The organism is Providencia sp. PROV268 (genome assembly GCF_028477805.1).
Classification (GTDB): Bacteria; Pseudomonadota; Gammaproteobacteria; order Enterobacterales; family Enterobacteriaceae; genus Providencia; species Providencia stuartii.
Genome location: NZ_JAMPLW010000002.1, coordinates 98917 through 119955, shown reverse-complemented (window position 1 = coordinate 119955; position 21039 = coordinate 98917). Strand labels below are relative to the sequence as shown.

19 protein-coding genes are annotated in these 21039 nt (G+C 42.3%); 11 read left to right on the top strand and 8 right to left on the bottom strand.

The annotated features are described in order from the left end of the window. Positions 1 to 279 precede the first annotated feature (279 nt). Both argR and PR699_RS02485 read left to right on the top strand, forming a co-directional pair. Positions 280 to 750: a transcriptional regulator ArgR gene (gene argR, locus PR699_RS02490; RefSeq protein ID WP_004915733.1), complete on the top strand. Its 471-nt coding sequence runs from the start codon at positions 280 to 282 to the stop codon at positions 748 to 750. Positions 751 to 827: 77 nt separating this feature from the next. Continuing rightward, complete coding sequence (locus PR699_RS02485) at positions 828 to 1214, top strand: DUF6122 family protein (RefSeq protein WP_272577822.1); 387 nt, start codon at positions 828 to 830, stop codon at positions 1212 to 1214. A 177-nt stretch (positions 1215 to 1391) separates the two neighbouring features. On the opposite strand, the gene mpl is transcribed toward PR699_RS02485, so the two are convergent. Next, complete coding sequence (mpl, locus tag PR699_RS02480) at positions 1392 to 2771, bottom strand: UDP-N-acetylmuramate:L-alanyl-gamma-D-glutamyl-meso-diaminopimelate ligase (protein ID WP_014657320.1); 1380 nt, start codon at positions 2769 to 2771, stop codon at positions 1392 to 1394. A 302-nt stretch (positions 2772 to 3073) separates the two neighbouring features. On the opposite strand from mpl, the gene fbp reads away from it, so the two are divergent. Continuing rightward, positions 3074 to 4081 (top strand): class 1 fructose-bisphosphatase, encoded by a 1008-nt coding sequence (gene fbp / locus PR699_RS02475; RefSeq protein ID WP_004915725.1) that lies wholly within the window; start codon positions 3074 to 3076, stop codon positions 4079 to 4081. 212 nt (positions 4082 to 4293) lie between these two features. Then, positions 4294 to 4824, top strand: coding sequence for an inorganic diphosphatase (gene ppa, locus PR699_RS02470; protein WP_004915724.1), 531 nt, complete (start codon positions 4294 to 4296; stop codon positions 4822 to 4824). A 94-nt stretch (positions 4825 to 4918) separates the two neighbouring features. Here ppa and PR699_RS02465 read toward each other — a convergent pair whose 3' ends face one another. From PR699_RS02465 to PR699_RS02455, 3 genes are read right to left on the bottom strand one after another with little or no spacing between them, the layout of a single operon-like run. Continuing rightward, a complete protein-coding gene (locus PR699_RS02465) occupies positions 4919 to 5266 on the bottom strand; it encodes a gamma-glutamylcyclotransferase (protein WP_004915721.1) in 348 nt (115 codons plus the stop codon). A 3-nt stretch (positions 5267 to 5269) separates the two neighbouring features. Then, on the bottom strand, positions 5270 to 9040 hold the full coding sequence (locus PR699_RS02460; protein WP_014657319.1) for a translocation/assembly module TamB domain-containing protein: 3771 nt from the start codon (positions 9038 to 9040) through the stop codon (positions 5270 to 5272). Then, positions 9037 to 10779, bottom strand: coding sequence for an autotransporter assembly complex family protein (locus PR699_RS02455; RefSeq protein WP_014657318.1), 1743 nt, complete (start codon positions 10777 to 10779; stop codon positions 9037 to 9039). Before PR699_RS02455 ends, PR699_RS02460 begins: the two co-directional genes overlap by 4 nt. A gap of 132 nt (positions 10780 to 10911) precedes the next feature. Between PR699_RS02455 and msrA the strand changes: the two genes are divergently transcribed. After that, positions 10912 to 11553 (top strand): peptide-methionine (S)-S-oxide reductase MsrA, encoded by a 642-nt coding sequence (gene msrA / locus PR699_RS02450; protein ID WP_014657317.1) that lies wholly within the window; start codon positions 10912 to 10914, stop codon positions 11551 to 11553. 148 nt (positions 11554 to 11701) lie between these two features. After that, a complete protein-coding gene (locus PR699_RS02445; RefSeq protein ID WP_014657316.1) occupies positions 11702 to 13069 on the top strand; it encodes a hemolysin family protein in 1368 nt (455 codons plus the stop codon). Between the two features lie 95 nt (positions 13070 to 13164). Here PR699_RS02445 and PR699_RS02440 read toward each other — a convergent pair whose 3' ends face one another. Beyond that, positions 13165 to 13371 (bottom strand): DUF1107 domain-containing protein, encoded by a 207-nt coding sequence (locus PR699_RS02440; RefSeq protein WP_014657315.1) that lies wholly within the window; start codon positions 13369 to 13371, stop codon positions 13165 to 13167. Between the two features lie 307 nt (positions 13372 to 13678). On the opposite strand from PR699_RS02440, the gene PR699_RS02435 reads away from it, so the two are divergent. After that, positions 13679 to 14239, top strand: coding sequence for a YtfJ family protein (locus PR699_RS02435; RefSeq protein ID WP_004915703.1), 561 nt, complete (start codon positions 13679 to 13681; stop codon positions 14237 to 14239). A gap of 159 nt (positions 14240 to 14398) precedes the next feature. On the opposite strand, the gene qseC is transcribed toward PR699_RS02435, so the two are convergent. Both qseC and qseB read right to left on the bottom strand, forming a co-directional pair. Then, entirely contained in the window at positions 14399 to 15745 is a 1347-nt protein-coding gene (qseC, locus tag PR699_RS02430; protein ID WP_014657314.1) for a quorum sensing histidine kinase QseC, read from the bottom strand. Continuing rightward, a complete protein-coding gene (qseB, locus tag PR699_RS02425; protein WP_004915700.1) occupies positions 15742 to 16404 on the bottom strand; it encodes a quorum sensing response regulator transcription factor QseB in 663 nt (220 codons plus the stop codon). The genes qseC and qseB overlap by 4 nt, the downstream gene beginning before the upstream one ends. Positions 16405 to 16581: 177 nt before the next feature. Here qseB and PR699_RS02420 point away from each other — a divergent pair, with 177 nt between their 5' ends. From PR699_RS02420 to mqo, 4 genes are all read left to right on the top strand, one after another. Beyond that, on the top strand, positions 16582 to 16986 hold the full coding sequence (locus PR699_RS02420; protein WP_014657313.1) for a YgiW/YdeI family stress tolerance OB fold protein: 405 nt from the start codon (positions 16582 to 16584) through the stop codon (positions 16984 to 16986). A 145-nt stretch (positions 16987 to 17131) separates the two neighbouring features. Beyond that, positions 17132 to 17725, top strand: coding sequence for an NUDIX domain-containing protein (locus PR699_RS02415; protein WP_014657312.1), 594 nt, complete (start codon positions 17132 to 17134; stop codon positions 17723 to 17725). A 422-nt stretch (positions 17726 to 18147) separates the two neighbouring features. Beyond that, positions 18148 to 18537, top strand: a complete 390-nt coding sequence (locus PR699_RS02410; protein ID WP_014657311.1) for a cupin domain-containing protein — start codon at positions 18148 to 18150, stop codon at positions 18535 to 18537. Between the two features lie 11 nt (positions 18538 to 18548). After that, entirely contained in the window at positions 18549 to 20042 is a 1494-nt protein-coding gene (mqo, locus tag PR699_RS02405; protein WP_004915691.1) for a malate dehydrogenase (quinone), read from the top strand. Between the two features lie 53 nt (positions 20043 to 20095). Here the strand turns inward: mqo and cysQ are convergent, their stop codons facing one another. Further along, entirely contained in the window at positions 20096 to 20836 is a 741-nt protein-coding gene (gene cysQ / locus PR699_RS02400; protein ID WP_004915686.1) for a 3'(2'),5'-bisphosphate nucleotidase CysQ, read from the bottom strand. Positions 20837 to 21039 lie beyond the last annotated feature (203 nt).

Genomic DNA, 21039 nt, shown 5'->3' with positions numbered 1-21039 from the left:
CAAAAAATTTACACCTTTTGGCAACAAATTGCATTACCTCTCTATGCTACTGGGTCTATTTTCTTCTTATATAGGCATAAATCATTAAGATTATTGATTATTTTTATTTATCAACTTTTGCTAAACTAAACTTTCATCAATGTTCTCTTTTTATGCATAAAAAAGACAATAACCTTCATTTTTCATCGTATACAAAACCATCATAACGCAATTTTGTTGCATAAAAATTCACATTTACAGATAATACAGACCAATTTATTGTCATAGGATGGGTTAATTATGCGTACACCGTCTAAACAAGAAGACTTGGTTAAAGCGTTCAAAGCGCTGCTTAAAGAAGAAAAATTTAGCTCTCAGGCTGAAATTGTTATCGCACTGCAAGAGCAAGGCTTTGAAAATATCAACCAATCAAAAATTTCCAGAATGCTGACTAAGTTCGGTGCTGTGCGCACTCGCAACGCAAAAATGGAAATGGTCTACTGCTTACCCACAGAGCCTGGCGTTCCCACGGCGACTAGCCCATTAAAAAACCTAGTACTGGATATCGATTACAACCATTCTGTTGTGGTGATCAGAACAAGCCCCGGCGCCGCACAATTGATTGCACGCTTGCTAGATTCTTTAGGGAAAGCGGAAGGGATCTTAGGCAGTATCGCAGGGGACGATACCATTTTCTCTACACCAGCGAATAATTTTACAACTAAAGAGCTTTACGAAGCGATCCTTTCACTCTTTGATCAAGAGCTTTAAATCCATTTTTATTTTTTAATTTCTATTCCATTCGCGCATTCGTGCGCGATTGAATATAAAAACGATGGGCTATCAAAGTGATATTTGAGATATTCAGAAACGTTGTGCACTATGGATTTCACTTTTTAGTTCCCATTCTCTTCGGTTATCTATTTTGGCGCAAAAATTGGAAATTAGCGTCACTGCTTATGATAGCCACGATGGCGATTGATTTAGACCATCTTCTTGCGGATCCAATTTTTGATCCTAATCGCTGTGGCATTGGTTTTCACCCATTACATACTCTCTGGGCGGCAATCGCTTATTGTATCCTCTTTTTGATGCCATCGTGGAAATTAAAGGCTATCGCTGTTGGTTGTCTTTTCCATCTCTGCATAGATTCTTTAGATTGCTACATGGGCAGCCTAAAACAAGAGCTACAGTATAGTTATTGTTATAGTCGCCAATTTATTGAGGCGAGTTAACATTTAGCCTCGGCACACCTCGCCAAGAGCGCGATTTTACAGCGCTAACCCAATGCATTTCACCAATATCATTCACTGAGTTTAGTCGTATAACATACGAGACGTTTTCTACTATCCAAAAACAAAAAATGCCACTGTCCTGTTAAGGGAAGTGGCATTTTGCGTCAGCCATTATATTTAGTCGTCTAACTCTGTCTCTGCTTTATTTTTTAAGCCGGCGAGTAACTTACCGTGGATATCACCAAAACCTCCATTACTCATAACAAGAATATGATCGCCTGGCTGAGCGGTTTCAATGACCATTTGTGCCAACGCATCAATATCACCACTCCAACGGGCTGGTTGAACACATTTTTCCGCAATTTCAGTGACCATCCACGGAATATTGCTTGGCTGGAATAAGAAAACTTCATCAGCACGACCTAACGCCGGAGCAATATCACTTTTATTAACCCCTAACTTCATAGTATTAGAGCGTGGCTCTAATACCGCCAGTATGCGGGAAGTACCCCCAACTTTACTGCGCAGCGCTTCCAGTGTTGCGAGGATCGCCGTTGGATGATGAGCAAAATCATCATAAACACTGACACCATACTCAACCCCCCGTAATTCAAGGCGGCGACGAGCATTAATAAATTTACCTAAAGCAAAGCACGCTTCTTTGGCGGGCACGCCTACGTGATGTGCTGCGGCAATTGCCATCAACGCATTTTGGATATTATGATTACCCACTTGTGACCAATTCACCTCACCCACACGTTGTTGTTGATAATAGACTTCGAACTGGCTGCCATCGTGGTTCAGCTTTTTCGCTTGCCATTCACCATGTTCACCGACGAACTCTTGCTCACTCCAGCAGCCCATCGTCATAACCTGTTTAAGGTTATTATCGCTATCTGGCATGAAAATTTTACCGCTAGCAGGCACAATACGAACAAGATGGTGGAACTGTTTTTGGATGGCTTCTAAATTTTCAAAAATATCGGCATGGTCGAACTCAAGGTTATTGAGCACCAGCGTTCTTGGACTGTAGTGTACAAATTTCGAACGCTTATCGAAAAACGCGCAATCATACTCATCAGCTTCAATCACAAAAAAGGGACTTTCCCCTAATTGGGCTGATACTTCAAAGTTCCCTGGCACGCCTCCAATTAAAAACCCTGGTTTATAACCGCAATCTTCTAAGATCCAAGCAAGCATCCCCGCCGTCGTTGTTTTACCATGGGTGCCCGCGACAGCGAGTACCCAGCGTTCAGGAAGTACATGATCATGTAGCCATTGTGGACCAGATGTATAAGTGAGGCCTTTTTCCAATACCGCTTCAACACAAGGGTTACCACGCGTCATCGCATTACCAATAACGACCATATCAGGTGCTGGTTCTAGCTGACTAGGGTCATAGCCCTGAATGAGTTCAATACCTTGCTTTTCTAGTAAGGTACTCATCGGAGGGTACACGTTTGTATCGGAGCCTGTTACTTTATGCCCGAGGGAGCGAGCCAGTATTGCCAAGCTCCCCATAAACGTACCGCAGATACCCAAAATATGTATGTGCATTATTTTCCATCCAATAGCATGAGGTTTGTCACTATTCTACCCATCAACGTTAGGTTTATATAGACAAAAAATTCGAATTAAATACAGGGAAAAATAGGCAGAGTATTCCCAAAATGATCCAAACGCGGCAACAAGAGCCAGTTACTGTTATCCCAAGAGTACATGCTCAAGTATGTGACTTAGGTAACAAAATACGGCCCACATCGCGGCGGTACAACGTATCAAGGGTATAGATTAACTCCACGCGCAAGGGTACAATTCCCCCCTGCAAACCTCTGTCAATTATATTCAGGACCTTCGTCATGAAAACATTAGGCGAATTCATCGTCGATAAGCAACAAGATTTTCCTCATGCAACAGGAGAACTGACCGCATTACTGTCAGCAATCAAACTGGGCGCTAAAATTATCCATCGTGATATTAACAAAGCTGGACTTGTAGACATTCTTGGCACAAGCGGTGTGTCGAATGTCCAAGGTGAAGTCCAGATGAAGCTTGACCTGTATGCAAACGAAAAATTAAAAGCCGCTTTGAAAGCTCGCGGGGAAGTAGCTGGTATTGCCTCCGAAGAAGAAGATGAAATCGTCATTTTCGAAGGCGATCGTGCAGAAAACGCGAAATATGTCGTATTAATGGATCCACTGGATGGTTCTTCGAATATCGATGTAAACGTTTCCGTCGGAACAATCTTCTCTATCTACCATCGTATTACCCCAATTGGCCAACCGGTGACTGAAGCTGACTTCTTGCAACCGGGTCATCGTCAAGTCGCGGCAGGTTACGTCGTTTACGGTTCATCCACCATGTTGGTGTATACCACAGGATGTGGCGTACATGCCTTTACCTATGATCCATCACTTGGTGTCTTCTGCCTCTCTCACGAAAAAGTGATGTTCCCAACAGAAGGAAAAATGTATTCAATCAACGAAGGTAACTACATCAAGTTCCCTATGGGCGTGAAAAAATACATTAAATACTGCCAAGAACAAGATGAAGCGACAGGTCGCCCTTATACGACTCGCTACATTGGCTCGCTGGTTGCGGATTTCCACCGTAACTTGCTTAAAGGCGGCATCTATATCTACCCAAGCACGGCAAGCCATCCAAATGGTAAGCTCCGCTTACTGTACGAATGCAACCCAATTGCGTTCCTTGCAGAACAAGCAGGCGGTAAAGCGAGTAACGGACGTGACCGTATTTTAGATATCAACCCAACTGAACTTCACCAACGCGTTCCTTTCTTTGTTGGTACAGCTTCTATGGTTGAAAAAGCAGAATCCTTTATGCGTGAGTTCCCTGACGCTGAATAATGTTATTCATCGCGCTAAGGCGGGCTAATCCCGCCTTTTTTGTGGCCTTTTCTCAGCTTTTTTTTATGAATGCCCTACCAACTAGTGAGTTTTCCCCCTCTTTACGGCTATAATACCTTTCACGTTATGTACCCAAAATCGTTTTAAGTTGCTTAGATAGGGCTTAACTTATTGATGGGCATATTAGTTTTTAACATAAAGGATACTTTTTCATGGGCCTGAACAATGTACCGGCAGGTAAAGATCTGCCAGAAGATATCTACGTTATCATCGAAATCCCTGCTAATGCAGATCCTATCAAATATGAAGTTGATAAAGACTCTGGCGCTCTATTTGTAGACCGTTTTATGTCTACAGCGATGTTCTATCCATGTAACTATGGTTACATCAACAACACACTATCTTTAGATGGTGACCCTGTTGATGTACTGGTACCAACACCTTACCCATTACAACCAGGCTCAGTTATTCGTTGCCGTCCAGTCGGCGTATTAAAAATGACTGATGAATCAGGTGAAGATGCCAAATTAGTTGCAGTACCACACACTAAACTGAGCAAAGAATACGATCACATTAAAGATGTGAACGACCTGCCAGAGCTGCTACGCGCACAAATCACACACTTCTTTGAACACTACAAAGATTTAGAAAAAGGTAAGTGGGTGAAAGTAGACGGTTGGGATAACGTTGAAGCGGCTAAAGCTGAAATTATCTCTTCTTTCGAACGCGCTGCTAAAAAATAATTTCCCCTAACTCGGGAAGGGAAGGCTCTGGTGGTAACACGAGAGCCTTTTTTATAGAAAAAGCGCCGATAACCCATTGGCTACCGGCGCTTTATTACTCTTCTTCGTGACGTTTTAACCAGTCACCTGATTTGATACGACGCAAGCCTTCAACGGAATGCCGATAAAGATAAATCCAAGCATTGCCATATGGCGTAGGGATTAATTCACGAACATAGTCCTGTGAATTTTTCTTTAACTCATCTAACTCAGTCAAAATAGAGGGATTGATGCGATACACTTCGCACTCAATCACACCTTCACCTTTGATAACCGCTGGATAATACCCCAAGTCATAAAGCTCATAGCCTTCTAAGCTATGTTCGCCTAACAACTGAGCGTAAGTCATCCAGTGATGATTTCCTTGCTTGCGCCTTAAACTGCCATAAACAATTACACGCATATATTAAAACTCAAATTGATAAAGAAGATCCAGCGCCTGATTCACACCAGACACCGCTTCCAAATATAATTTAGGCATTAATCGATAACGCAATGTTAGCGTTGCCAGTGAGTCAAATATACCAACACCGTACTTAATTTGAAGGTCATTGGTAATTTTACCGCTCACCACGACTTGTGATTTATCACCAACCCCTTGCGTATCGAGGGCTAAATCAGATACTCCAAATGTTTCACCAATCTTACCTACGAGTTGCCCACTTTGAGCCACCCCGAGTCCAATTAGCATTGATGTCATTTGTGAACCATTAGCATCTCCGCTTTCTAATCCTTCTCCGCGTAGCAAATAGGATAAAGCTTCTTGTTGCGTTTTGGCTGGCTCAGAGAATATCTCGACTTTCGGTTTGTCTGCAAGCCCTGTCACCTTAACACCAGCAATCACATTATCAGCTGTGTTTTCAGGATTACGAATCGCTTCTAAGTTCAAGAAAGGCTGTTCCGGAGGACCTGAGAACTGGATTTGCCCTTTACGCACTATCAAATCTTGCCCATAAGCACGGAAACGCCCTGATGGAATATCGATTTGCCCATTCAAGCTCAGGCCTTGTTTATTTTGCAGTACCTTCAACATGCCTGTTAAGCGAGCTTTCAGACCAAACGCATCCAACATCACATCGTTGCCGATCTTAATATCCAGATTGGTTTGAATTGGAATTGGTGTGCTTGTCTTCTCAATAGGTTTCAGGTCACTGTCTAACATCACCACATCGGAAGAAGCCCCTACCGCTGATTCAGGAATTTCTTGAACCGTAATTCTTGCCCACGGAATATTCACACTTCCGTTTAACGTCAGTAAGGTCGGTGAAGCTTCAAACACAATATCAGGCTGCACATCCACTTTGATCATTGGCGGCATGGATACACGTAAATTGTTACCCACGGCCATGACTTTAGCGTGCCATGCCTCTGCCTTACGCCAATCCGCATCACCATTAATATTCAGATAACCTTCTGGCGTATTAATTTGCCCCGTCATGACTGAGCTGGCGCCATTAAAGGCAATACCTAATTGACCACTTTTGATATCAAATGGGATCAATGACGATTTAAGCTCTAAGCCTGAAAGGGATAAATTACCATTTAGCAATGGGTTATTCGCCGTTCCGCCAAGACGTAAATTGGCATTTAGGTTACCATTGGCAACTTCTTTCTCGCCTAATAACGGCTTAATTAACGCTAAGGTAATCGCATTGATTTCGACATTACCTGAAAGCTGCCGTCTCTTTTCCAAATCAGCAATATGAACATTGCCTTTTAACTGCCCATTGTTGGCAATTTTAAACAACCAATTCAGGTCTGCTTTGCCATTTTTCAATGCGGCATTCAAGGTCAGAGTCTCAAACTCTAACGGTAATAGTGTACCTTGAACCAATTGAACAGCTTTAACACCATCACCTTTAAGATCGACTTTAGCTTGTGGCAAGCTGCCATCATCCTTCCATACCACATTGGCTTTACCGCTAAATACGCCTTTGACGCGTGTCTCATCTGTCAGGAACGGTTTTAACATCGCAAGGTCAAAGCGTTCTAACACAACATCGGCGCTACCGCTTTTCCCTGCTTTAATCGGTTTGGGAACACAAAGGCGTGCATTGGTATTCACCCAACAGTGAGTACCAATAGTCACTTCTTGCGTTTGGTTTGCATAGTCCAGCGCCATGACCTTACTTAATTGCCATTCACCCACTGGCGTTTCAAATAACGTATTGCTGAGATTACCTTTCCATGTTTCAGTTTGGCGATCGAAACCACCTGCTAACGTTAAGCGCCCCGAAACTGGCTCACCTTTCACATCCAATTTTACGGTATGTTTTTTCTCGCTCCCATTCGCATCTAATGTTAGCTGGCTGATCACCAAGTCAGCCTGTTTGAGTTGGCGAACAACGACGGATAAATCCCCTTTGATTTGCTCACCCGATGTGACTTTTCCTTTAATAACTGCATTATCAATGGATAGGTCTTTTTGCCATCTCACCCCACGAGCGGTAAGATCAGCCTGCACCTCTGGTGCGTCGAGATCACCGCGTAGTTTTACATCACCGATGATCACACCACCTAGCCCCGGCAATATGCCATCAAGGCCCGGTGCATTGATTTTAGTATCTAGGTTCCATTTGTCCGCAAGGCTTCCTTTAACATCAAGGTGGTTTTTACCCAATGACAGTTTCAGATCAGGTATATTCCATTGCCCTGCCGCATTACCTGAAGCCTGACCGCGTGCTTTTAGCGGATTATTCTTGACGTTACCGTCTAAGCTAATCTCAGGGACTTGTAACTGCCAGCTACCGCCATAAAGACTACCGCGAGTGGCAATCTTACCATCGACTTTTGCTGGCCATTCAGGCCACTGTTTTGCGGTATTGATACCTGATAACGTCAGTACTGCATTCCAACTGATCGCTTTGCTCCAGTCAGCCACCCCCGTAATATCCGCATTACCTTGCAACGCCGCTAAACGTAGGCGCGTAAGGTTAATTTGCTCTTCATTACCTTTCGCATCCAACATTAGCGTTGAAGGTGGAATATCTTGTCCTGTAATCGCTGAGCGAAGGGATAAATCATAAGCCGAAGGACGCCCATTTAAGCGTAAACGAGTGCCATCAAGCTGATATTGAACCTCTCCCACCAGCGGCCAGCTCAATTTTTGGCTCTCTAGCGTTAATTGAATAGGTAAGTCTGCCTGACCAAGATCGGTCTGAGCATTCAACGTCGCATTCACTGGCCCACTGAGATTCAGTGCCAGTTTTAACTCTTCGAGCAATCCACCTTTAAGGGATAAATCAATCTTTTGTCCATTAAGATCTTCAAGGCGGCTTTCCCCTGTTATCGACAAAGAAACCGGCCACTTATCCTGTAATGTTGCGGTGCCTGATAAAGCGACATTACCTTGCGGTGAATCAATCGTAAATTTCTTAAGTAAAACGTTTTGCCCATCGTTTGAAAGCGTTAAATTCAAACTATTAATAACCGCTTCGGTTGCTCCCGTCAGTTGCAAGTTTGAACCATTAATACCTTCAACATTTAGATCAACAGGCAAAATCACTTCCGGCAATTCCGCTAATAACGGTTTGGCGAATAATGTTTTTAGCGTTTCACCAATAGATTTTTCTTCGCCAGTCGCGACTTCTTTGACGGGCTCTTCTGGTGGTGCCTCTTTGTTTTCAGGTAAATTAATCGCCAAATCAATAATATCGGTTGGCGTTACCGTTAACGCTTTTTTCTGCCAGTAAATACCCGTTTTAAACTTCCCTAAATCAATCGCCATTCCATCCACATTGACTTGCGTTGAAGTCAGTTGTAGTTGATTTAGGTTGATGGTCAGTGGCGCATTTAACTCTGTTAATGGCTCAGAAGGTGGTGTCTCTTCTGAAGGTGGCATTTTGGATGTATCAACATTAACGACCACATTTTCGGTCGAAAGATCATCAATACATAATTCCCGATTAGTCAAACAGCCTAAACGTAACGCCAGATGTAATTTTCCAGCATTCACATCAACACCTGGCATTTGGTATTTTACGTCGGTCAAGGTGAGATTATTAATATCCCCTTCAATCGAACGGATTTCTAACCCCGATACAAAACGGGTGGCGCTGTTCAAGGCAAAATGCAGGCCCGATTGTGTGCCAAGTACCCAGCCTAGCGCGGCAAAAACCAAGATCAAGACTAATAAAATGGTGAGACCTGTCCATTTTAACCACTTCATCCATTTCATAGTTCTGTCCCCAAGCCGATGTAAAATTGAATTTTATTGTTATCCGAATCTCCAATTGGGGTAGCCAAATCGAATTTAATTGGCCCTACAGGAGAAACCCAACGGACGCCAACACCGGCCCCTGTTTTAAAATCGCTTTTCTTAATATCGTTAACTGCTTCACCGGTATCAACGAACGCGGCGCCCCACCAATTACCTGTGAAGTTGTAATCATACTCGATAGAGCCGACAACCAGTTTAGATGCCCCGGTTAGCTTGCCTTTACTATCCTCTGGAGAGATTTTTTGGTAACCGTAACCACGTACACTGCCATCACCCCCTGCGAAGAAACGCAAGTCTGGCGGTACTTTGTCAAAGTTATTAGTTTCAATCCAACCTAAGTTGCCTCTAAACACAAAACGGTGCCCTTCCCAAGGAGAACGGATCCAGACCTGTTTTGTTTGTAACACGAGAAAATCAATATCTGATCCCCAAATTTCATTTGAGTAATCAACAGAATAACGTTGGCTATCACCCCAACTTGGCATCACCCCTCCGCGTTGACGAATGCGACTCGCATTTGCCCCTGGATAGAGCAGCATCGTGGTATTTGTGACATCTGCCTGAGTAAAGTGACTGAGCATCCAACGCATATTGACGCCATACTGCCAACCGCTGGAGTAATCCCAGTTACGAGACAGATTTAACGTTGTGGTATCAGACTCCGTATCGTTTAAATCAGTACGTTTATACCCCCCTTGAACGGCATAATATTGTTCAAGTGGATTGGCTTTAAGGGGGATCTTATAGCTTGCATCAATAATTTGTTCTGGCTGTGATAGGCTAATATTGGATGTAATACTTTGCCCACGAGAGTTGACCCATGGCTTATTCCATGTTGCTTTGACACGCGGCCCCACGTCTGTCGCATAACCGCCCCCCAATTCAACAAAGTTTTTTGCCCGAGGCACCATCACCCCTTCCATCGGCAATATGTCAGTATCATCTTCTCGCGCTTTAGCGATGTTTGGTGTGACAATAGCCGAAGTAAACCAGCCAGTTTCGACTAATCGGCGGTTAAATTCAGCTAATTGCTCTGACGTGTAATATTCCCCTTCTTTAAAAGGAGCAAGGTTATTTAGGTAATCCGTGCGAATTTGAGAACCTTCATAGGAAATAGCACCAAATCGATAACGCTCACCACTATTAAAATTAAAATCCCAATAAGACGCGTGGTGGTCTAGCGATATCCCTAACTGACTTTTTTCCATTATCGCATCGAAATAACCTTTACGGATCGCTAGGCTACTAAACTTCCCTTTAAAGCTTTCATATTCACCATCATTTTGGATCGTACCAATTTTGGGTGTATTACTTTTAATCATTTTGGCATAGTCAGAGTCGTTTTTGGCTCCCCCTTCTAATTCAATATTTACACCCTGTACTCGAATGGGTTCACCCAAAGTCACTTTCGCTGTCAGCACAGAACGCGCTGGTGGCTTATTTTCTTGATAGCTGAATTCAATTTTTGGTTGGTAGTAGCCTAACGGCTTTAAACCATCCTCAATCGCTTTTGTTACCCGAGCGCGGAAGCGGCCATTAGGCACAACTTCATCTTGAGAAATCGTAGATAATTGAACTCGGACGTTCTGATTCGGTTGCCCCTCAAGCCCTTCAATATTAAGGCGAAGATTTGCAGCATATGCCGTAGAAACCGCCGCCGTTAAGCTGAGAAAACAAATGATAGGGTATTTTGACACGCCCGCTCCTAAGTTCATTGATAGTTTGACTAAAGACTCCATATCAATTTATTTTGAGTAAAATAAATTTTAGATACAAGTTTTTATCCTAATTTTTACCTAACGTGCACAACATTACTCATAGGAATAGTTATGTCATCTAATCAGTCACAACCCATAAATATTTCCCAAGCGCTACCCGGTAGGCAAAGTGCTATTCCCCATTCACCATACCATGCGGTTAACCATCATTCGATTGACAATATTCCGAAGAACGCTGAAATTGCCTATTTTGCGATGGGCTGTTTTTGGGGAGTTGAGCGTTTATTTTGGCAGCAACCGGGCGTTTACTCAACATCCGCTGGCTATAGTGGCGGGATTACGCCAAATCCAACTTACGAAGAAGTGTGTACGGGTCTCACCGGCCATACTGAAATCGTGAGAGTCGTCTTTGACCCACAAACTATTAGTTATGCAGACTTACTGACTCTGTTTTGGGAAAACCACGATCCAGCACAAGGTATGCGCCAAGGGGGTGACATTGGCACCCAATACCGTTCGGCTATCTACACCGTCTCTGATTCGCAATTACAGCAAGCCACAAAGACGCGGGACGCTTATCAACAAGCGATGACAGCACAGGGTGATCCACGCCAAATCACCACAGAAATCATGCCATTTGAAGTGTTTTATTTTGCGGAAGATTACCATCAACAGTATCTTCACAAAAACCCAGCAGGCTATTGTGGTTTAGGTGGAATCGGTATTTGTTTACCACCACAGAACATAAACTAGGCAGAAAATTTAACCTAATGCTATAATAACGCCACTAACCGAATTTTTGCGCACTCCGCGTTATTTTTGCCTATGTAGTAGAACGAGTTACCTTCAGGTGATCTCAAATCAAGATCCGTTATACCTGAAGGTAATGTCTGGATAATTTATGCTTAACAGTTTACTAATCGTACTTTTATTATGTGCTATCAGCGCATTTTTTTCGCTGTCAGAAATATCATTGGCAGCATCTCGCCGCATTAAATTGAAACTCATGGCTGATGAGGGCAATGTTAATGCCGCTCGTGTTCTAAAATTACAAGAAATGCCGGGTATGTTTTTTACCGTAGTGCAAATTGGCCTTAACGCCGTCGCCATCTTAGCAGGTATTGTCGGCGAATCTGCTTTTGCGCCATCACTACAAGAGGTATTTATTCATTTCTTATCACCAACTTGGGCACAGCAAACCGCATCCATTCTTTCATTTACGATTGTCACCAGCCTATTTATTTTAGTGGCGGATCTAACGCCTAAGCGTATTGGAATGGTGAAACCTGAAGCCATCGCAGTGCGAATTGTCAATCCAATGCGTTTTTGTTTGACCGTATTAAGCCCTCTAGTTTGGTTTTTTAATGGTCTTGCAAACCTGATCTTCAAAATTTTCAAGTTACCAACGGCACGTAATGAAGATATTACCTCCGATGATATTTTTGCTGTGGTCGAAGCGGGAGCGGTTGCAGGTGTGCTGCGTAAACAAGAGCACGAACTGATCGAAAACGTATTTGAACTTGAATCACGCACCGTTCCCTCTGCAATGACGCCACGTGAAAGTATTATCTTCTTTGATAAAGAAGAGTCAGAGGAGAGTATTAAACATAAAATTTCAACCGAGCCGCATTCTAAGTTTTTAGTTTGCAGTGGTGATATTGACCATGTCATTGGCTTTGTTGATTCAAAAGTCTTGCTAAATCGTGTTTTGAATGGTCAAAGCCTTAACTTACAAGATGGCGTTCATATTCAAAATGCGCTGATGATCCCCGATACCCTCTCGCTTTCCGATACACTCGAAGCTTTTAAAACAAATGGGGTCGATTTTGCCGTCATTCTCAACGAGTACGCTCTTGTGATGGGGCTTATTACGATCAACGACGTTATGACAACATTAATGGGCGATCTGATTGGGCCGGGCCAAGAAGAGCAGATTATCACGCGGGATGAAAACTCATGGCTGGTTGAAGGCGGTACTCCGATTGAAGATGTACAGCGTATTTTAGATATCGATGAATTCCCTGATGTGAGCAATTACGAGACCATTGCAGGCTTTATGATGTACCGTTTAAGGAAAATGCCGAAACGTACTGATTATGTGAAATATGCAGGCTATAAATTTGAAGTTGTCGATATCGATAACTATAAGATTGATCAGTTGCTTGTCACCCGAATTACAACGCCACCCGCACCTGTCGTGGTTCAAGCGGGTAAAAACAACACAGAAACGGCTAACGCAGAACAACCAACACAAAAAGTCAAAGAGTAATACTTTACAGCGAAGCCGTTTCATTTGATGCGCCACCTTGTGTGGCGCTGCTTTTAATTAAATAGCGAACAACTATTTAATTAAATCAACAGCATTTACCCCAACTCAGATTGTAGAACCAGAACTTGTTTATTCACCTCACTCATTACATTGTAGTGGCGCTTATCACCCACTTTAGGTGGTAAGATTTTGCCGTAATTGAATTCAAATGCACCAAAGCCTTTGATGTAAATACGACCACGGAATAGCGTTTTAACGTAGAGTGCAATTTTGGATGGGTTATAACGGTTAAATATTTTCATTAGAACTTTTCCTTTCCTTTTGTCATACGATACTCGTTCACTCATACCGCTCGTTAATAATAGACCAGTAATATTTACTTTGGTTCTATTATTGCAGTTTTATTCAATTCATTTACAGAAAATGACACTACGAACATTCTGTCAATAACCTCAAAAACTTTGTAGTTATGCTAAATTTTGCAAAAATGTTAATTTCAGTTTCACAACTCATCGGATGAGCTATGCTATAACTGTAAGCGCAAAACATGACTGCCATGTTTCAGTCATTGCATGACACTCTCAAACCGAGTAATAATGAGGTAATATAATGATTAAAAAGAATTTTTTACTTGCTTGCCTACTCACTTTATCATCCACAGCTTTCGCAAGCCAAATCCAACTAAATCAACCTGTACCGGCAGTTTCTGTTACAGACAAAGGAGAGATGCTATTAAGTCAAGAGGGGAAATTTTCCTATCAAGAGTGGAAAAGCCAACAATTACCAGGAAAAGTCCGTACAGTTCAACACATTGCGGGGCGCTCTTCCGCTAAAGAGCTGAATGCACCATTGATTGAAGCGATCAAAAAAGCGAATTTTCCCCATGATGCTTATCAAACAACCTCAATTATCAATGCGGATGATGCCATTTTTGGCACAGGTGTTTTCGTCAGTAACAGTGTTGAAGACAGCAAAAAAGAGTTTCCTTATTCGCAATTTATCGTTGATAGCGATGGTGTCGTTAAAAAAGCATGGCATCTCGCACCAGAAAGTTCAGCGATTATCATCTTGAATAAACAAGGAAAAGTGCTTTATTTCAAAGACGGTGCGCTCACTGCCCCTGAAGTGGATAAAGTGATCACATTAATTAAATCTGAACTTGCTCAATAGCGCTCATCACCTCTTGTGCACGGAAACATCGCTGTCGTGCACATATTAAAAGAGAGGTGTGAGTTTATCTATCACTAGTGAGTTATTCTAAAAAGGCTTATTAGCCACTAAATTTATATGGTGAATAATTATTTGGAATTTATTAATAACCAAGCATTATTACCAAGTGATTTTGACGCAAAAACCGCCATTTTCGCCATTTGCAAAAGCCAATCTGAAATGGTGTAGCTCAGCAATCTGTTTCGCAATAGATAACCCTAAACCACTACCTGTTTTCTCTTGCCCCGGTGGACGATAAAAGCGTTCACCTAACCGTTTAAGAACATCCTGAGTTACCCCTTGCCCATCATCATGGATCGTGAGGTGATCCTTATTCAGTACAATATCTACTTTTCCACCAGCCTTACCATAGCGAATGGCATTATGTAGCAAATTCCTTAAAAGGATAGCTAATAACAGACGCTGCCCAGTCAATAATGGTGGCTCATTAACCACTACAACATCCATTGTCGTCTGTGCAGCTTTCGCCTCTAATGAGATATCTTGCAGTGCAGACTCAATTAAGGCTAACCATGAAAGTTGCTCCACATCATCAAGCTGTGACAATGACTCTAAACGAGAAAGCGTTAATAGCTGATCGACAAGACGTGTGGCTCTATCGATCCCTTCGGATAAGTTAGCAACCGCATGTTCTCGAATGGTAGGATCATGCCCTGCTATCTGCACAACTTCGGCCTGCACTTTCAGTGCTGCCAACGGACTACGTAGCTCATGGGCCGCATCCGAGGTAAATTGGCGTTCACGAGCAAACATCGCTTGAATACGCGTAAATAAGCTATTGAGTGCATCTAACATTGGCTTGACTTCTGAGGGGAGCCGCTCAACATGCACTGAACTCAGTTCATCGGGCCGCCGTTGATAGAGTTGGGTTGTGACTTGATGTAATGGCCTCAATGCACGCGTTAATAACCATAAAAACAGGATTAGCATGATAGGCAGCGCAATTAGCCAAGGTAAAAACTGCGCAACCATAATCTCCATCGCCATATCTTGCCGATATTCCCACTCTTGCCCCACGACAATAATATATTGCCCTTCCGATGATCTTAGCCAAACAAAGCGCCATTCATCATCACTTCCTTTAATTTTGCCTTCGGTAAACCCTTCTCGGCTAAAGTTAAACGGGATTTTGCGCCCATTATCACCGTCATTCAGTACCATCTCCCCTTGAGGTGTGAAAATGGCGAATGCCAGCGCATCATCATCTTGATTACCACGGTTTTTACGTAAGATTTTCTTCGTTTTTGCTAATGAAACATCATTAAAATCGAGATCAGAAGGTAATACAGACAAACGTTTAGCAAATACCATTTGCTGAGTATCAAACAGTTCATTGATCGTTTTATATGTTTGATGCCACGCAAGTAAACTCGCCACTCCCCACGTCATTAGCGCGAGTAGCAACAGCATGAGTGTCAATTTTAAGCGTAAGCTAAAGGTTTTCATGCTTCCTCACCTAAACGGTAGCCGACACCATGAACTGTTCGAATAAAACGCGTACCTAACTTACGCCGTAAATGGTGAATATGCACCTCGACGGCATTGCTGGATACCTCTTCATCCCAGTTATACAATTTTTCCTCAATGAAGGCACGAGACAGCACCTTGTTTGGATTATGTAAAAACAAGGATAATAGAGATAACTCCTTACTTTTTAATTCGATACGTTCACCGTGACAGGTGACAGTCATTGCAACAGGATCCATTTCAATATGACCATGCTTTAATATTGGCGACAATTGCCCGCTACGCCGGCGAATTAATGCCTGCAAACGCGCAGCAACTTCTGCAAGCGCAAAGGGCTTACAAAGGTAGTCATCGGCACCTTGTTGTAGCCCTTGAACTCGCTGATCCAAGGCATCTCTTGCGGTTAATATTAAAACAGGCTCATCACGCCCTTCTTTGCGCCAAAACTTCAAAATCTCCATACCATCTACACTCGGCAGAGAAAGGTCGAGTATCACGGCATCATAAGGCGCATCGAATAAGGCGACTTGCCCTTGCTTACCATCGGCAAACCAATCAATGGTAAAGCCAAGTTGGCTTAATCCTACTTTTAAACCATCGCCAATTAACCGGTCATCTTCGATCAGCAAAATACGCATGATTTTCTCCTTTATTAGAATATTGTTATATTTATCCGATTAATTTGGATATGACCAGTTGTTATGAACTAAATTTAAAATATATTTTTTTTCTGTGGGTTCTTAAGATCCTGTTAAGAATTTCTTGTTTTAATAGCTCCCGTAAACAAATTTTGGTAACAAATGGAGAGGACCACTATGAAAAAATTACCCTTAATCGCGTTAATTGCTGCATTAGCTTCTGCACCTGTACTCGCTGCAAATGGTAGCTTTGATGGACCAGGCGCGGCTCAGACGACCACCAATCAAACAAACCAAGCTGGTGGCTTTTCTGGCCCAAATAGCGGCGAAACTACGGTCGCTAAAGCTCTCGATTTATCCGATGATAGCTGGGTGATCTTGCGTGGTAATATTGTTAAGCAGTTAGATCAAAAACATTATGAGTTTACCGATGGGACAGGCACCATCAATCTCGAAATTAGCCCAAAACGCTGGAATGGCATTAATGTCACGCCAAAAGATAAAGTAGAGATCCGCGGTAAAATCGACAAAGACTGGAATACACGCGAAGTGGAAGTCAAACAGATCCAAATTATAAAATAATCTTTTGGTAAAAATTAAGGTAGCCGCTACGGCTGCCTTATTTATATTGATAGAGATTGATGTGATAAAACTGGCATAAACTCTTATTTAAGGATGGTGACCACAGTGCTAAATTAACCGTTACCCCTATTACGAAGGTAACATCATGTCTGCTAAAACTCCCCAAATCCGTCATATTCGTGAAACTTTACTCTCTGATAATTGGTATACCTTAAAAAAATACACTTACGAAATTCAACGCCGCGATGGTCGTTGGCAGCAGCAAACCCGTGAGTCATATGACAGAGGAGACGGGGCTGTTATCCTACTTTACAACCAAGCGAAAAATACCATTATACTGATCCGCCAATTCCGCCTTCCTTTGTATATCAACGGCTATCCTCATTTTCTTATCGAAGCTGCGGCTGGGTTGCTTGATAATGCATCGCCCGAAGAACGCATTATTGCCGAAACAGAAGAAGAAACAGGTTTTCGTATCGAAAAAATAGAAAAAGTCTATGAAGCCTATATGAGCCCAGGCTCCGTCACCGAAAAACTCTATTTTTATATTGCCGAATATCACGATGGCGACCGCATCAATTCGGGAGGTGGGCTTACCGAGGAAGGTGAAGATATTGAAGTATTAGAGTGGGAATTCCCAAAAGCATTAGCCGCGATAAAAAGTGGTGAGATTGTTGATGGAAAAACGATTATGCTTATACAACACATTGCCCTAAATAATATTTTAAAGAGTCATTAAAAGTACTATTTATATTATTCTATTTTCCTTCTTGATAAGAACCAAGAAGGAAAATTAAATAGGGTTTATTTCTTCTTATATTTTTACATTAATACGTTTTATTTCCTCTATACTAGAAATATTGACATTTCTTATCCCAGCTCAAAAAATAAATAAAAATATCAAATTACAATCAATAGGTTACGATAATTTTTTATTCACAAATATACTATCAGGAACTATTAATCTAATAACTACAGTGTTTATTTTAAATAAAACACGATACAATCAAATAATGTGATATTTTATATTTACAACAATAACGAGTAGGTTAATTATTAATTTTCAGTTTAGTCTTTTTTAGAAAGTCCTTTATTGAAAGTCTCACTCTTTTACCAATTAAGTTGTTTGTTCAGCCATATAAAATGTAAGAGGTTAATAATATGATACGTTGTGTTCGTATGTGGACCGGTGAAGATGGCAATTCTCTTTTTGAAGAAGGTACGATTGAATTAAGTGGTGAAGCTAGAGGCGATAAAGAAACGCCTGCTATTGCCGTCAGTGAACTTTCATTTCGTGAAACAACCTCTGGTGGGTCTTGGGATTGGCATAAAGATCCTGTACCACGTTATGTCATCACACTTTCAGGCACTTTAGAATTCGAAACCAAAGACGGCTCAACTTTTATTATCAAGCCTGGTGATATTTTACTCGCACAAGACAACACAGGTACTGGCCATAAATGGCGTTTAATTGGTGATGAACCATGGCGCCGTGCTTATGTTGTTTATCAAGAAGGCACTGAACTGTGTTTTAAACCCTCTAAGTCTTAGGAGTTTTTTGAATGAGTAAGCCTATTTCAGAACAAGTTGATATTGCGCTCATTGGCGCAGGTATCATGAGCACCACACTCGCAACTTTTTTAAAAGAGCTTGAGCCATCGCTAAATATTGCGATATTTGAAAGACTCAATGACTGTGCTCAAGAAAGTTCCCACCCATGGAATAATGCGGGAACAGGTCACGCAGCAAACTGTGAAATGAACTACACGCCACCGAACCCAGATGGTACAGTGGATATCAGCAAAGCGCTTGAAGTTAATACTGAATTTGACCTATCACGTCAACTTTGGTCCTATCTTGTCACCAAAGGTAAAATCAAAGATCCCCGTGACTTCATTCACCCTTGCCCACATATGAGCTTTGTTTGGGGTGATGATAACGTAAAATTCCTCCAGCAACGCTATCGCCAAATGTCTGCTCACCACTGCTACCAAAACATGGAATACAGTGATGATCCTAAGCAGATCAATGAGTGGGCACCGTTGATTATGGAAGGCCGTGATCCAAAAGAAGCCATTGCAGTCACACGCGTGGTAACGGGGGCTGACGTAGATTATGGTGCATTGACCCATTTATTGATGGAGCAATTAACACAGCAATCGGGTTTCACTGTTCATTACAAGCATGAAGTGGTTGATGTTAAGAAAACCGCAGAGGGTCGATGGAATATTGAGGTTAAAAACCTACTCACTCACGAAAAAACCATCACATCAGCGAAATTTGTGTTTGTGGGCGCGGGTGGACGTGCAATAGAGCTACTACAAAAATCAGGCATCCCAGAAGGTAAAGGCTTCGGTGGCTTCCCTGTAAGTGGTATCTGGCTACGTTGCGACAACGAAGAGATTGCTAATCGCCATCATGCAAAAGTTTATGGTAAAGCAAGCAAAGGCTCCCCTCCGATGTCAGTGCCTCACTTAGATACACGTATCATTGGCGGCAAACGTTCACTTCTATTCGGACCTTACGCGGGTTTTTCCAGTAAGTTCCTTAAACATGGCTCTTATTTAGACTTGTTTGAATCTGTGCGCTTAAATAACATCGAACCGATGCTGGCAGTTGCTAAAGATAACTGGTCGCTGGCGGAATACTTAGTTGGACAAGTATTACAAACATCAGCACATCAGTTTGCGATGCTACAAGAGTTCTACCCTGAAGCACAACATGAAGACTGGAAAGAAGTTGTCGCGGGTCAACGTGTACAAATCATTAAGCCAGATCATGATAAGAAAGGGGTCTTGGAATTCGGCACGGAGCTAATTACCAGTGCAGATAAGTCCTTCACCGTATTAATGGGAGCATCACCGGGCGCTTCTACTGCGGCCTTTATCGCGCTAAACGTTTTGAAAACTTGTTTTGCCGAGCAGCTTAGTGCAGATGGCTGGGAAGCACGCTTAAAAGAGATCATTCCAACTTATGGTATTGACTTAAAAGTCGATGCAAAAGCTTGCTCTGATATCCGTGCGGCAACGGCAAAAGTGCTCAAACTGGATAATTAATTCAGCGCTGTCGGGTAAATAAAGTTATTTACCCGACATTATTTCACCATAGTTTAAAATAACGTTACGCGAAAACCTGGGTTTAAAAAGGATTCACGTGGTGTGTAATCTAATGTTTTGCCATTCCAATCAAGCACCTTAGCCCCAGCTGCCATTGCGATTGCATGCCCTGCTGCTGTATCCCAAATGTTAGTTGGCCCAAAGCGAGGATAGAGCTGCGCTTTCCCTTCCGCTACCAAGCAAAATTTTAATGATGAGCCAATTTCTACCGTGTCATGGTTCCCCAATTGTGCAAGGTAATCACGTAATTCAGCGTCTTGATGAGAGCGGCTAATCGCTATGATTGGAGGTGTTATATCTTTAACATGGATTGACTGTTTATGCCCACCCTCTTCTTTCCACGCTTGATTACCCTCCGCATAATAGAGCAAGCCTTTGGCGGGCGCATAAATAACCCCCATAACGGGCATACCCTTTTCAATCAAGGCAATGTTAACGGTAAAATCCCCATTACGATGAATAAATTCTTTTGTGCCATCAAGTGGATCAACCAACCAATACCGTTGCCAACCTTTGCGTTCATTCCATGAAGGGGGGTCTTCTTCAGATAACTGAGGAATATCCGGTGCAATGCGAGTCAAACCCGCTGTAATAATTTGATGAGCGGCAATATCCGCAGCCGTCACCGGAGATTTATCGCTTTTTTGCTCAACTTGTAGCGGTTCTTGAGCATGATAGATCTCCATAATGGCAGAGCCTGCATCGATAGCCAGTTCACAAATTTGTTTTAGCATGATTCACCTCTTTTCCATCACTCTTTACCTTAAGATTAACAGCCATAGATAGTAAGTGCACGCTAATTGAAGCCACAGAAACCGTTCACACTTACCTTATCAATCTACATTATTTTCTTTCTAAGTAGTTTCAATTAATGAAAAGAATAGTGTTCTTGGGGAAATGTTGCGTTATATCAGAATAGTGCTTTATATTTTGCTTT

Excerpts from the sequence above, each read along its gene's own strand:
- argR (WP_004915733.1), top strand. The coding sequence starts at position 280 with ATGCGTACACCGTCTAAACAAGAAGACTTGGTTAAAGCGTTCAAAGCG.
- mpl (WP_014657320.1), bottom strand. The coding sequence starts at position 2,771 with ATGCACATACATATTTTGGGTATCTGCGGTACGTTTATGGGGAGCTTG.
- fbp (WP_004915725.1), top strand. The coding sequence starts at position 3,074 with ATGAAAACATTAGGCGAATTCATCGTCGATAAGCAACAAGATTTTCCT.
- ppa (WP_004915724.1), top strand. The coding sequence starts at position 4,294 with ATGGGCCTGAACAATGTACCGGCAGGTAAAGATCTGCCAGAAGATATC.
- PR699_RS02465 (WP_004915721.1), bottom strand. The coding sequence starts at position 5,266 with ATGCGTGTAATTGTTTATGGCAGTTTAAGGCGCAAGCAAGGAAATCAT.
- PR699_RS02460 (WP_014657319.1), bottom strand. The coding sequence starts at position 9,040 with ATGAAATGGATGAAGTGGTTAAAATGGACAGGTCTCACCATTTTATTA.
- msrA (WP_014657317.1), top strand. The coding sequence starts at position 10,912 with ATGTCATCTAATCAGTCACAACCCATAAATATTTCCCAAGCGCTACCC.
- PR699_RS02445 (WP_014657316.1), top strand. The coding sequence starts at position 11,702 with ATGCTTAACAGTTTACTAATCGTACTTTTATTATGTGCTATCAGCGCA.
- PR699_RS02440 (WP_014657315.1), bottom strand. The coding sequence starts at position 13,371 with ATGAAAATATTTAACCGTTATAACCCATCCAAAATTGCACTCTACGTT.
- PR699_RS02435 (WP_004915703.1), top strand. The coding sequence starts at position 13,679 with ATGATTAAAAAGAATTTTTTACTTGCTTGCCTACTCACTTTATCATCC.
- qseC (WP_014657314.1), bottom strand. The coding sequence starts at position 15,745 with ATGAAAACCTTTAGCTTACGCTTAAAATTGACACTCATGCTGTTGCTA.
- qseB (WP_004915700.1), bottom strand. The coding sequence starts at position 16,404 with ATGCGTATTTTGCTGATCGAAGATGACCGGTTAATTGGCGATGGTTTA.
- PR699_RS02420 (WP_014657313.1), top strand. The coding sequence starts at position 16,582 with ATGAAAAAATTACCCTTAATCGCGTTAATTGCTGCATTAGCTTCTGCA.
- PR699_RS02415 (WP_014657312.1), top strand. The coding sequence starts at position 17,132 with ATGTCTGCTAAAACTCCCCAAATCCGTCATATTCGTGAAACTTTACTC.
- PR699_RS02410 (WP_014657311.1), top strand. The coding sequence starts at position 18,148 with ATGATACGTTGTGTTCGTATGTGGACCGGTGAAGATGGCAATTCTCTT.
- mqo (WP_004915691.1), top strand. The coding sequence starts at position 18,549 with ATGAGTAAGCCTATTTCAGAACAAGTTGATATTGCGCTCATTGGCGCA.
- cysQ (WP_004915686.1), bottom strand. The coding sequence starts at position 20,836 with ATGCTAAAACAAATTTGTGAACTGGCTATCGATGCAGGCTCTGCCATT.